This window comes from Rhizobium sullae, from assembly GCF_900169785.1.
GTDB classification, from domain to species: Bacteria; Pseudomonadota; Alphaproteobacteria; order Rhizobiales; family Rhizobiaceae; genus Rhizobium; species Rhizobium sullae.
In genome coordinates this window covers 109,345-122,208 of sequence record NZ_FWER01000006.1, presented here as the reverse complement: position 1 = coordinate 122,208, position 12,864 = coordinate 109,345, and the positions used below count along the sequence as shown (strand labels likewise).

The following is a 12,864-nucleotide window of genomic DNA, read 5'->3' as shown; positions in this document are numbered from 1 at the left end:
CCTGGCAAAGGCGTCGGCGTGCTAGCAGGCACCCCGCGCGAGCAGGACAACCGGCACGGTCTTCAGAATGATCCAGATATCGCCGACGAAGGACCAGTGCTCAACATACTGGCTGTCGAGTTGGATGCGTTCCTCGTAGGTCGTGTCGCTTCTCCCGCTCACCTGCCACTTGCCGGTGAGACCCGGACGCGAGCGGAGGTAGTGATTGCCGCGATCACCGTAAAGAGCCATTTCTTCGCCCATGATTGGACGAGGGCCAACCAGACTCATATCGCCGCGCAGGACATTGAGCAGTTGTGGTAACTCGTCGAGACTGAGTTTCCGCAGCACCTTTCCGGTGGTGGTTACCCTGATGTCGTGGCGCAGCTTGCGGGTCGTTGCCCATTCGGCAAGGGCGGCGGGATTTTCGGCCAGATAGGCAGCAAGCCGCGCATTGCTGTCGGTGACCATGGTTCGGAATTTCAGGCAACGGAATGACCTTCCGTTATGGCCAATGCGCTGATGACCGAAAAGAACGGGTCCGCGGTCATCAAGCTTTACGGCGATCGCGATCAGCAAGAAGAGTGGGGAAAACAGGACAAGCAGAACGAGGGAGCCGACAACGTCAAACACCCTTTTTCGCAGCCCGCCTATTGGCCTCACGGGTCGCCGCTGGGCGTAGTGCGGGAAAATAGAGGCATCGGTCAAGTCGACATCATGCTTCATCATGAAGCTCTCCGAAAGCATATCGTTAAGAAACTAGTAACAAAAACCTTTAAAAAATCAATAGAAAAGCGCAAGTGGTAGTCGAAATATACTTGATGTATCATTATGATACAGATTGTACCTGTCGCTCGCGCAGTTCCCAGGCGATATTCCACGAATCGCATAGAGGATATTATTCAAGTCTGGTTCGGGTGCGCCAAATCACATAGGCGCTATGCCGCTACTCAGCGGTTCGGTTTACCCCGGTGTCAGGTCCAGAGTTTCCACGGCGCCTTGCCGCTCTCCCAGGCCTTTTCGAGGACCATCTTGTCGCGCAGCGAATCCATGCTTTGCCAGAAGCCCTGGTGCCAGTGCGAGCCAACCTTGCCCATGTGAAGCGCTCTGTCCATCGGGCCCTCTTCCCAGACGGTGTCATCACCGTCGATGAGGTCGAAGACATCAGGCTCGCAGACAAAGAAGCCGCCGTTGATCAGACCGCCATCGCCAATGCGCTTTTCGCGGAAGGCATGGACACGCTGACCGTCGTCCGACAGGCCAAGCGCGCCATAGCGGCCCGGCTGGCTGACGGCGGTCAGCGTGATCCAGTTTCCGTTCGTCTCATGAAGCTCAATGGTCGCGGCGATATCGGTATCGGAGACACCGTCGCCGTAGGTCAGAAGGAAGCGCCTATCGCCAATGACGTCGCGCGCGCGCCTCAACCGTCCGCCCGTCATCGTGTTTAGTCCGGTATCGAGCACGGTGACCTTCCACGGCTCCAACGCGCGGCGCAGCCACTTGAATTCGCCTGTCGCTAGGTCGACCGTGAAGTCGCTGTTTATCATCGCATAGTTGATGAAGTAGTCCTTGATGTAATCCGCCTTGTAACCGGCAAGCACAACGAAGTCGTTGAAGCCGTAATGCGAATAGATTTTCATGATATGCCAGATGATCGGCCGTCCGCCGATCTCGACCATAGGCTTTGGCCGAAGCGTCGTTTCCTCCGAAAGGCGGCTCCCGTAGCCTCCTGCAAATATGACAACTTTCATTGCGTCCCTCGTCATTTTGAATGGTTGCCCGCGCTATGCGGCGCTAAAGTAGCTGTGTCACATGATCCGGTTCAGCCAGGCATGGCTTCGCGCGTCCGAAGCGCGAGGTCCTTGAAGCCGGGACTGAAAGTAGCGGCGGCCGGATTGGCCGTGTAACGCAGGTCGGCACCAAGACTACCGCCGTCGATCGCCCGCGTAAGCACGTTCAGCCGCACGAGTTGCGAAGAGCGGTAATCGGGATCCTTCAAACCCGCCGCATCAAGCCCGGTCTTCAGATCAGCAATAGCGCCTGCAAGTGTTACTTCCGGCTGATGAGCCGGTGCCAAGCTCCGGTAGAGATCGAAATTAACCCGATAGGAACGCCGGTCCGGTGGAGCGTCCTTGTTGATTTCGACCACAGTCCCCGGAATCGAGGCGGCGACGGCCTCCGCGAGTTCGCGGACCTGATAGTTCCAGTCCTCGGAACCGACATTGACGGCCAGAAAATTCCCCCCATCCTGCCTGAGCAGCGCCCATTCGATCGCCCTTGCCATGTCGTTGACATGAATGAGCGGCCGCCAGGGCGTGCCGTCAGAGAGGACCGAAACCCGCCCGGTCTTCAGCGCCGAGGCCACAAAATCGTTGAGCACGAGATCGAGCCGCGTGCGCCCGGAAAAGCCACAGGCGGTCGAAAAGCGCAGAGCGCTGACCGTCATCTGGCTGTGGCGGGCGATCTCGCCAAGCCCGGTCTCGGCGGCGACCTTCGAGCGCGAATAGGCGGTTAGAGGATTGAGCTCATCTGACTCGGTGCGCGCGCCGCCCTCGGCAAATCCGTACATGGAGCAGCTGGAGGCAAAGACAAAGCTCTTTACGCCCATCCCGGCGGCGAGTTCGGCCGTTCTCAGCGTGGCACGATGGTTAATCTCGTCCGTCACCGTCTCAAAGCGGCCGCCCATCGGGTCATTGGAAACGGCCGCCAGATGCACCACTGCATCGACGCCCTCGAATAGCTCGGCAGGCAGGTCGCGGACATCGGCAAAGACCTGACTGTTAAGCAAACGCTCGGGCAGGCTTGCTTGGGTCAGGCAATGCGCGAAAAGGCCAGTATCGACGCCAACAAGCATGCAATCAGGCATCTCACGGCGCAGGTGAGAGACGACAGCGGGCCCGACGTAGCCCATGTTTCCTGTGATTAAGATCTTCATTTCAAACGCTCCGGAACTGGTGACTGTCATTGAAAATGGACATGGTGCAAACTAGGGGGTGTTGCTTCACGACCAACGTTGCATCGGATCAGTGCTTCTTGCGTGTCTAGTTAGAGCTCCTTCGATAGCTGCGCGCGCGCCTTTCGCTGTCGGCGACCTCTCGCCTTCATGATCGGCTCGCCATGCTCGAGGTAGTAACTCGCATATCGGGAAAAGAGCTTTTCGGAACTGCCAAGCCCGCCGTAGGTTGAAAGTTTCTCCTGATCGGCCTTGTTGAGCACAACGCCCAGCACTTTCGCGGCGATCGCTGGTTCCTGTTCAAGTGTTGACTTCAAAAGGGCCCGCGGCGTGCCCCCCCATTCCGACACGAGCAGGAATCCATCGGCCAAGGGCTCAAAAGCCTTGGCATCAAAGACCGGCCCGATCGGTGGAAGATCGACGATTATATAGTCGAACATGGACCGGGCTTCTTCCAACACAGTTGCCATGGAGGGCCCCGAGATCAGCTCGCTCGTGTTGAAGACCTTCGCCTGGCGCGGTGTCGCGAGAAGGCTTGTACCCGTCTGCGGATCGACAACCAGAGTGTCTTGCCATCTGATTGTCCCAGCCAATGCCTCTGTCCAGCCGGTTTCAAACGGGATGCCAAGACCCTGCGTCAGCGAACCGCGTCTGAGATCGGCATCGATCATCAGCACCTTCGCTGGGCTGGATGCCACGAGTGTCGCGAAATTTGCCGCGACCGTCGTCTTGCCTTCGCCTGGCAACACCGAGACGACGCCGATCACTTTGCAGTTCTGGCTGCCAAGCATCGTGTCGGTCACGATCTTTGCATGCCGTATGGTCTCGGTAAATTTGGAGCCGCCCGATTTGACCGCAAACCGCATCGTTTCGACATCGGGATTGGCGATCAGCCTCCTTTCGTCATCGGGAGAGGGACGCGTGGCCCCTGGGATCGGCGGCAGGTAACCCAAGAACTTCAGGCCGAGCGTCGTCAATTGCTCGCCAAGGCGGAATGTACCCTCCCTAACCTCGCGCCACAGGCCAAGACCGATACCGAAGATCGCACCGAGTATCAGCGAGCCGCCAAGCGTCAACGTGCGCTTCGGACTGGATGCATCGACCGGCGGCGAGGCAGGCGAGATGACGCGCGCTTCTGATATCGGGAACGACTGGTTCTGGGCCGTTTCCTGATATTTCGTCAGATAGGTCTTGTAGAGGTCGCTGATGGCTTCGGCGTTGCGTTCCAGATCCTTCAATTGCACGAGCGATTCGTTCGCGGCCGAGGTTTGTCCAGTGATCTTCGACAGACCCTCCTTCAGCGATGCCTCCCGCGAGACCGCGACCTCATATTGATTGCGGTAGCTTTCCGTCATCTGCTTGAGCTCAAGGAATATCTGCCGCCCTACGTCGTCCTGCTCCTTACGCAGCAGGATTGCTTGCGGATGTTCGGGACCGAAACGGCGCTCGATATCCTGGGTCCGCTTGATGACGTTCAGATAGTGCGTTCTGAGTGTCGAAATGACCGTCGAGCCTTCCTGCTCGGAGACGGTTGCGGCATTGTCGACCGCAGTCTGCTGGCCGGCGGCGACGATTGCCTTATACTGGTTGTAGAGCGCAAGCGCCTTGGCGCTGTCCGCTTGGGCCAGGATGTATTGACCACTGATGTCGGAGAGCTGTTCTTCCGACAAGAGCGCACCTTTTGCTGAGGTAAGGCCGTTTTCGGCGCGGTAGCGCTCGACCTTCAGGGCCGCTTCCTGCGACTGCTCCTTCAGATCGGTCAGCCGAGCGCGCAACCAGACCGTTGCCCTTTGCGAAGCGTCGAAATTAGCATCGAGCTTGTCTGACAGGTAGGCCTCGGCATAGGCGTTAGCGATCTGCGCCGACAAGGCCGGGTCGGTCGATGTATAATAGAGGTCGATCACGAAGCTCTGCGGCTGCTGCTCGACCCTCAGATTTTCCATGAGAACTGCCACGGCAGTACCTCTGCGCGCGTCGAGGCTATCGGTATTTGCCATCTCCATGCCCTTGCCGGCAAACAGGTCCATCGTCATTTTGGCAAGGCCCTTGATCTCCTGGGTGACCGAGACCGGAGGATTGATGAATTCGTGCTTTTCGTAAAGCTGCTGTTTGTCGACCACCTTTGCCGCAAGCGAGCTTGACCTCAAGATCGCCACCTGGCTCATGATCTTCTTGTCAGATTCCATGTTTGCAGGCGCCGGCGAAACGTCGCCAGCAAACCGGCTCAGATTGTCATCGATCAGGACGCTGGTGCCTGCCGTATAATAATAGGTTGCAAACACCAGCCGGGTAACACCGAGCAGTAGTCCAATGGCCGCGAAAAGGGCCACGAGCTTTGCCTGGCGCCTGGCGATCTGCATCAGGTGTTCGACGTCGATGAACTTCTCCCCGCCGACCTCAGCGTGCTTGGCCGTGCCCGGCTGACCGAGATAGGGGCGTACTGCCTCCTGCATCATCTTTGCCTTGCCCATGAACTCGTTCATTGCGACACCCGTCTAAAGGCCGAACTCGGTGTCTGCAGCGCCACCATCGCTCGCTTGAGACGTGCCGTGATCGGCATCTTGAGATGACGGGCTGCTGCCGGATTGCGCAGGACGTCCTTCACAGCATCCGCAACAGAACGCTGTTTGATATGATCAACGAGGGTCAGAAAAGCAGCCGCCTCCTCAAGATTCTTAATTCTTCTGAGTTGTGCTGCGCGGGCTGCGGCATCCACCGGGAAGGTAGCCAGAAAATCACGATCCGCCCGAATCATGGCTTCGACGTCGTTCAGGTTCATGACGTGCGAGATCGAGCCCTTGGCGGAATGGTAGAGGTATCCTGCCTCCGGCTCAACGATGCAATATGCGCCGCGCGACAGCGTCCTTGCGAGGAACAGATAGTCCTCGCCGATGCGCAGCTGATCGTCATAAGCAATGCCGTTTGCCCGAATAAAGTCGCGGCGAATGAGTGGCTTCAGGTAGCCAAGATTGAAGCGCCCGGCAAAGAGCATGTTGTGGTCGATGAAATGAGCAAGGCTCAAGTTCCCGAGCCGTGCTAGATCGGCCGTGCGGTGCAGAAGCCGCTCCTTGCCCTCCGACTTGATGACGAGGTTATCGACGACGGCGTCGACGGCCGGGACATCGGCGCACGTGAGGAGCCGTTTCGTCCTTTGAGGCAGGATCTCGTCGTCGGCATCGACAATCCCGATCCATCTGCCTCTCGCATCTGCGATCGCCGCATTGCGGGCGCCGCCAGGTCCGCGATTATCCGGCAGGCTGACGAGCCGCACCTTTTCGCTGCCGTAGGAGCGCACGATGTGAGCCGTCTCATCGACCGAGCAGTCGTCGGCAACAATCACCTCGACATCGACACCCTCCTGGGCAAGCACGCTTTCAATGGCGCGTGCGACCGTGCCTGCGGCGTTGTAGGCAGCAACGATGTAGGAGATGTCCGGGACGTCAGGCAACATGGGGATTGCTCCTTGCGGCTGGAACCGGCCCGCCGTAATGCATCGCTTCACGGACGCCAAGCAGACCGGCAACGACTCCGAGATGCAGAATTCCTCTCAAGACATAGCGCCAACGGTCGACAGGCAGGAACCATAAGAAAAGGCTTACGGCAAAGCAGACCAGCGCCTTCAGTGCGGCAAGCACGATCTGCAGTGCCAAACCAGGTGCGGCTGCCGTCGTGCGCAGGACGCGTGCATGGCTCTGCCCGGAGCGGAACCGGCGCCCGGCGAGCCATCCGATTGAGGCGCGTTCCTCGGCAACCGGTTCGATGACCAGTGCCTTATCCGCAAATGCGATCTTGCCGCCGGTCGCGTGGAGGTCGGCAAGGAATGCCGTGTCCTCGCCGCCGCAGCGACCAAGCGCCAGGTCAAAGCTCCGGTCGCGGAAGGCTTCGGCGTTCCTGTCGAGCAGCAGATTGCAGGTGTATCCCGTCTTGATCTCGCCATTGACGAAAACCGGTTTCGTCGAGTGGAAATCGCCTTCGACCATGAACGCAGGAGCATCCTTGCCGTAGCGCGCCGACACAGGACCGAGCACGGCTGCTGCATTGGTCTGTTTGGCGGTGGCCAGCAGTGCCGTGAGCCAGCCTGGCGTGACTAGCTCGTCGTCGTCGACAAAGGCCAAATAGTCGCCTGTCGCCCGATCGAGGCAGGCATTGCGGGCAATCGATATGTTGCCGGCAGGGCAATGAAGGTAAATCACCTGATGCACAATCTTGGCCCTGATGGCCTCGACTGCATCTCTGGCGCTTTCTTCAACATCGTTGTCGGCGACGATGATGCGAAGGACGGCCTGCTCAGGCACGGCAATCGCCGCAATCGAGGCCAGCGTGTGGCTGAGCGAGCTCCGCCGGTATGTGCAGACGGCAATTTCGACGAGAAGCGGCTGGCTCATGAGACGCTCCTTTTTGGCCGAAGCGACAGCATCTCAAGCCAGAAGCCGGTTGACCACGCCATATGCATGACCATTGCAATCAATCCGGCCAATGGTCCGTGTGGCATCTGCTGACGTACGCGAAGATAAAAGCCATAGCCGACACAGGTGAACGCCCAGACGAAAGCTGGAACGATCGCAGCCCAGTAAAACAGCGCGAGCACGGTGCCAGCAACGGCGGGCGCGACTGTTAGCGGCAGCATTTGGCGTAAAGCCGGCATGGTCTTGTGTTTGCGGATATTGCGCGCCCGCCCGCGGCCGTAATTGAGATATTGACGAAACAGTGCAGCAACGCTTGCGCGCGGATGATAGACCATGCATGTCGTGCCGCTGATCCAGATCTTGTAGCCAGCCTTCCTCAAGCGGAAGTCGAGCTCGGCATCCTCATTGTGGGAAAAGGTCTCGTCATATCCGCCGACGGCGAGAAAGGTCCCGACGTGCATCAATGCGTGGTGGCCATGGTCGACGTAGCCGCCCGTCGACAGGTTGCGATGCGCAGAACCGCCGTTACCGATCTTGGAGTTCTGGGCAATCGCGGCTGCTTTCTGGATCGCGTTGAAACCGGTCGTTTCCAAGGCGACGACGACGGAGGCGGCGCCGGTCATCTCGGCATCGGCAATTAGTCGTTGGCAATAACCCTTCGGATATTCACCATGCGCGTCCATGCGCACAAAATATTCAAAATCACGGCCGTAGCGTGCCACTGCAAGATTGATCGCCGCACTTTGCAGGCGCTTCGGATTGTCAAGGAAGATGATGCGCGGATCGATGGCGGAGGCGGCATTGATGATATCCTGTGAACCGTCCTTGCTGCCGCCATCGGCCACCACGATGCGCCAGTCCGGAGCCTGGAGCTCCATGCTCAGGGCGCTCAGAAGCGCACCAATATAGTTTCGCTCGTCAAGGCATGGAATGACGATCAAGCAGCAATCTTCTGGACATACGTGCTTATTCATCGCGTTCAACCCTATATGGCAAATGACGAATTGATCGGAAGGCGATCTGAAGTTTTGCGAGGCCCGGCAGGCGCCAAGCCGGCGAGCCAGGCGACCAAGTCCTTGCAGTCTGCCTCATCGATCGCCCAGTTGCGCCGATCGCATGCGGCAATCGCGGATTTCAGGCGCTTAAAGCGCTGAACGTCCAGGCCCTCCATCGCCATGCTAAGCGCAAAGGGCGTGGCATCGGACAAGATCAGGCCGATATTGTTGCGCCGAAGTGCCTCAGCCGTCTCGGTGCCTTGAACGGCAATCGGTACTGCTCCGTACAGGCATCCTTCGTAAAGCCGGTTCGGTAACAGCCACTTGGAATTGAGACCCTCCTCGAAAAAATCGGCCGCCCAGGCAAAGTCGACCTCGCCGTAAATTGCACCGAGGTCCTCCGGGTTTCGGTAGGGACCACAAAAACGCATGAAGGGTTCGTTCTCCACGAAGGCGTCGAAGTCGCTAAATTCCCTGTAAGCCGGCCGGCCGCGCAGAACGATCTCGAACCTGCCGTTCGCCATCCTTGAGAAGCGCGCAAGCAGCTTCAACGATTTTCTGCAACGCAGCGCGCCAAACCAGCCTATGCGCCATGGCCGGCCTTCGAGCTTTTGCGGAACGGGAAGAAGGCCCTCCCTTGGAGGCGGGACGACCTTGTTCTCGACGATCACGACCGGGACCTTCAGAAAAGACTGCACATCGAAATAGTTGCTCTTGAAGGCTGGCGAACTGGTGACGATCGCGGTGACGCTTCGGCCAAACCAACGTTCGGCTAATCGCATCGAGCGCCCGACAGGACCCATTCCGATGAGAAGCCTGTGAATATCGAGGCACTCGTAAACGATTGGCACGGACCCGCCGAAATAACGGTTGGCGCGGTTTGCCAGTGCCAGCGTTTCGAGATTGCGGGCGACGATAACGTCCGGTTTGCTGGCGCCTGCAAGAACAGAACGCAGCCTTGCCATCGCTTTGAGAACAGCCCAGGAGCGCTGGACAAAGCGGCCGTCGGCCGTCTTGCCGAGATTGACCGGATTGATGCCTTCGATATCGCCTGGGATCTTCGTCCGCGCAAAGCCTGCAAGGTCAACCGTCGCGCCGCCGCGTGTCAGCATGATCAGGCGCCGGCGAACTGCCGGATCCGACAGGTCATGGACGAGGTAAAGCACGCGCGGCATCAAAGGTTCTCCTGCGTCTTGGCAGGGGCGCTGACGGTGATGGTCCGATCGCAGGTCAGGGAGCCTGCAAACAGGCATCTTTCGCCTGCAGCAGTAAAGCTCACCCAGTCGACCTGCATGATAGTCGGTCCTTTGTAGGCAAAGGGGCCCATCCAGCCTGTAAGCGTATCGGTTCCCCACAGGCTAAAGAAGATCTTCTGCCGTTCCGTCGGAATACGGAGCTTATCGGTGACCTCGTTGACGAGGACGCCGTTGACGAAGAACCGGAGTCTCGAGGGCTCCCAGATGAAGGCGAAGTGGTTGAACGCCTCGTCGGCCGGGCCAGCTAGCGAAACCAGCCTTTCGTTGCCGCCCTTCGCTTTCACATACTGGTTGACTTGGACAGTAGCACTGTCCTTACCCAGCACCTCGAAATCGATCTCGTCGTGCTCCTCATGGTCGGCAGGGCCGATATAGGAGAAAAATGCCGAGTTAAGGCCCGACCCGGTCGCCGACTTTATCCGTGCCTCATAGGTGCCAAAGCCGTAGCGCTGCTTCGTCTGGAGTTCTGCGCAAAGGAGGGTCTTCTGATCGGCCGCGTCCTTTGCGAGCATCAGCGACGCAAAGCCGTCGGCAATCTTGATCATTCGCGCCGACCAGATGCAGTTTTGATGATCACCGTTCGTCCAGCCGTCTGAAATATACCAGAAGTTGGAATCGAGCCGATCAAAGCTCTCGAAGAAGGATGCTCCAGGGCGCCCGTCCGCAGCCTGGACGTTAGGGGCAAGCCAGCACGTCAGCAAGATCAGCGAAAAGACCCGCCGGCAAATGCAACTGAAATCCTGACCGCTAACCGCACGGTTAACATGTGAAGGTTGATCGAAATTCATAATAGCAGCCCGAAGCGAGTACGAGAAACAAATGACACGGCGACGTTGGCACTAAAGATGTCAGGCTATACTTTTTGATTTTCCTTTACAGACAGAATAAACGCGCGGTGCCACCATCGCAGAGTTATCCGGCCAGAAGTCCAACGCCGATGTTGCGTATCTCGACCGCGTTTAATTGGTAGCGGTCGTATATACAGGCATCCCTAGAACGGCGTAGCAGTATTTGTATGGACGTTATTTCAGAATTGGCAAAGAGGCAACCAAAAATTAACGAATCTAGTAGCTAAAAGCTTGATTTAACGCCGCAGATTAACGCTCGGACAAATTTCAGCTTCTGTCGTTTCATAATGATACAGATAGGCATTCCGAACGCTGGAGAGGGCAGGCAGGGCTGTCCGTCAGGAGCACACGTGCTCTATCGCACTGGCTCCGCAGGTGGCGGCAACCAATATCTAGCCGTTGAAGGTCGGTGGTGCCGGTCGTGCCGGCCGCATGAAAATCTCCGTGACTTCGCAGGAGGATGGCATCGACAAGGCTGTGATCAGGTTCGCTGCCACCGATTCCGGCTGCAGTAGCTCGTCCGCTTGGTACGAAAGCGCTCTCGCATCATGGATGGTTTCCTGCATCGCCGTTGCTGTCTTCCCGGGAAAGATGCTGAGGACGCGCACATCCTGGCCATTGATCTCGGCTCTCAGCACGTCGGCAAAGGCCTTCAGGGCATATTTGCTCATCGTGTAAGCAGCGAGCTCCATTCTCGGATTCAGCCACACGCTCGAGTTGATGAATGCGATATAACCCTTCTGTCTGGTCAGCGCCGGGAGCAAAAGCTGCGTCAGAACATATGGCGCACGCAGATTGACGCGCCAGACGTCATCGAGTTCTTCCGCTGGGCTTTGCGCAACCGGGCCCGAACGAAAGACGCCAGCACTGTGCACCAGGTAATCAATGCCGCGATCAGTCACCCGCAAACGGGCGACGAATTCGGCGATCGCCCTGTCATCAGCAAGATCGACATGATGCCAACTGATTGATGCTCCATTGCTGAGCGACGACTGCGGGACGCCGCCGCGGGTTAGAGCATGAACTGTCACGCCGGCTGCACCAAAGGCTGAAACGATCGCTTGCCCGATACCGCTCGCTGCCCCGGTCACCACTGCCACGCGCCCCTGAAGAGGTTTTTCCATGATCTTAGTCCCTCTCCACCGGTGCAAGCAGATCATGGCCGAGCAGAAGATCCGCGGCATCGGCGATCAAATCAAATGCTAGACCCGATTTTCTGGCGATGTCGAGGAGATCATGTTTGCCGTCCGAGTAGTTTAGAACCCAGAGTAGGGCCATCTGACGCGTCTTCGTGTCCGACTTGCCGCCAACGGCATCGTAGAGCCCCCGCTTTCCAAGCTGCGGTTCGCACATCGGCGAAAGGTTCAGGAAAGCTCGGTTGCGGTCCAGTGTGCCGAGCACGCAGACGTAGGTCTCGAACGAGTGGGCAAGCGCTTCCGGCTTGATGAAATCAAGATTGTCGGCCGACGTATGGTATTCGGCAAACTGTCCGTAGGGTGTGCGCGACAGACAGCCGAAGGGAAGGTTGATGCCAGGCGAACTGAACTGCCGTTCGTCATAGCCATAGGGAGAAAAAGCCATAATCGAATGGGCTTGCCCCGCTGCCGTCAGCACATGCTCCACCACCCGATCGATCTCGGCCGTCTCGTGGCGACTTTTCTTATAATGCAGCATGCCAGGGTCACCGAGGTTGACGGCGACGAGACCATGTTTGATGCGCGACAGCCGCTCGCGGTTCATCGAAAGCCAGGCAATTGAACCGATCGTGCCCGGAATGAAGAGCAACCGCACGGAATAGCGCCGCTGTGACGCCATCAAAAGCTTAGCAAGCTCGACACACACGGCGATGCCGGACAGATTGTCGTTGGCAAGCGACGGATGGCAGATGTGCGTCGAGATAATGATTTCGTCGGTTGTGGAGCCGGGGATGAAGCACTCGCCCCACAGGAGTTCGCCGTCTGAAAGTGTTGAGTCTATCAGGACCTCGTAGGATCCTTCGCTCATCGCCTCGAGGGCGTTCTGGGACAGGCAGAAGCCCCAGTCCTCCTTGTAGTAGCTCGTCCGGTAAGGTATCCAAGCGGGATGGCCAGGGTCGGTATGCAGATGAGGCTTCAGCGCCTCAAGCGGCAATGTCGCGCGGATCGGTCGTGAATAGTTGACGACGTGCAGATTGCTTGCCTTGAAGTCGATGACGCGATTGCCCTTCTCGTCCTTCACATAGGCATCGCGGATGCTCCATTCCTGCGGGACCGTCCAGTCGAAGATCTCTGTGCCGCTTGCGATACGATGAATCTTAACCGGAATTTCCTGCCTGATAATCTCCAGTGTCTCGACGATGCCCGGACCGGTGATGCTGCGACAGATCGGATAAAGCCGCTCAATGAGGGCATACATCCGCGCGCCGGCAGGCTCCTTGTCGGGCGCGCT

The 12,864-nt window shown here is 58.1% G+C and carries 11 protein-coding genes; all 11 read right to left on the bottom strand.

The window, feature by feature from the left end; all coding sequences use genetic code 11:
- Positions 1-21: 21 nt before the first annotated feature.
- The 11 genes from BN1800_RS07750 to BN1800_RS07705 all read right to left on the bottom strand — a co-directional run bounded on the left by BN1800_RS07750 (position 22) and on the right by BN1800_RS07705 (position 12,831).
- Positions 22-708: a sugar transferase gene (locus BN1800_RS07750; protein ID WP_425298971.1), complete on the bottom strand. Its 687-nt coding sequence runs from the start codon at positions 706-708 to the stop codon at positions 22-24.
- Between the two features lie 245 nt (positions 709-953).
- Positions 954-1,730: a glucose-1-phosphate cytidylyltransferase gene (gene rfbF / locus BN1800_RS07745; RefSeq protein ID WP_086996205.1), complete on the bottom strand. Its 777-nt coding sequence runs from the start codon at positions 1,728-1,730 to the stop codon at positions 954-956.
- A 71-nt stretch (positions 1,731-1,801) separates the two neighbouring features.
- A complete protein-coding gene (locus BN1800_RS07740; RefSeq protein ID WP_086996201.1) occupies positions 1,802-2,914 on the bottom strand; it encodes an NAD-dependent epimerase/dehydratase family protein in 1,113 nt (370 codons plus the stop codon).
- A gap of 110 nt (positions 2,915-3,024) precedes the next feature.
- Positions 3,025-5,415 carry a GNVR domain-containing protein gene (locus tag BN1800_RS07735; RefSeq protein ID WP_244564464.1) on the bottom strand — a complete coding sequence of 797 codons (2,391 nt, stop codon included), beginning with the start codon at positions 5,413-5,415 and terminating at the stop codon, positions 3,025-3,027.
- Positions 5,412-6,383 carry a glycosyltransferase family 2 protein gene (locus tag BN1800_RS07730; protein ID WP_037142769.1) on the bottom strand — a complete coding sequence of 324 codons (972 nt, stop codon included), beginning with the start codon at positions 6,381-6,383 and terminating at the stop codon, positions 5,412-5,414. Before BN1800_RS07730 ends, BN1800_RS07735 begins: the two co-directional genes overlap by 4 nt.
- A complete protein-coding gene (locus BN1800_RS07725; RefSeq protein WP_086996198.1) occupies positions 6,373-7,317 on the bottom strand; it encodes a glycosyltransferase family 2 protein in 945 nt (314 codons plus the stop codon). The genes BN1800_RS07730 and BN1800_RS07725 overlap by 11 nt, the downstream gene beginning before the upstream one ends.
- Entirely contained in the window at positions 7,314-8,312 is a 999-nt protein-coding gene (locus tag BN1800_RS41315; RefSeq protein ID WP_179213761.1) for a glycosyltransferase family 2 protein, read from the bottom strand. The genes BN1800_RS07725 and BN1800_RS41315 overlap by 4 nt, the downstream gene beginning before the upstream one ends.
- 11 nt (positions 8,313-8,323) lie before the next feature.
- Positions 8,324-9,508 (bottom strand): glycosyltransferase, encoded by a 1,185-nt coding sequence (locus tag BN1800_RS41310; RefSeq protein ID WP_051336694.1) that lies wholly within the window; start codon positions 9,506-9,508, stop codon positions 8,324-8,326.
- Positions 9,508-10,377: an endo-1,3-1,4-beta-glycanase ExoK gene (gene exoK / locus BN1800_RS07715; protein ID WP_084606553.1), complete on the bottom strand. Its 870-nt coding sequence runs from the start codon at positions 10,375-10,377 to the stop codon at positions 9,508-9,510. Before exoK ends, BN1800_RS41310 begins: the two co-directional genes overlap by 1 nt.
- 452 nt (positions 10,378-10,829) lie before the next feature.
- Positions 10,830-11,561 (bottom strand): SDR family NAD(P)-dependent oxidoreductase, encoded by a 732-nt coding sequence (locus tag BN1800_RS07710; RefSeq protein WP_037142763.1) that lies wholly within the window; start codon positions 11,559-11,561, stop codon positions 10,830-10,832.
- Between the two features lie 4 nt (positions 11,562-11,565).
- Positions 11,566-12,831 (bottom strand): DUF4910 domain-containing protein, encoded by a 1,266-nt coding sequence (locus BN1800_RS07705; RefSeq protein ID WP_086996276.1) that lies wholly within the window; start codon positions 12,829-12,831, stop codon positions 11,566-11,568.
- Between the last annotated feature and the right edge of the window lie 33 nt (positions 12,832-12,864).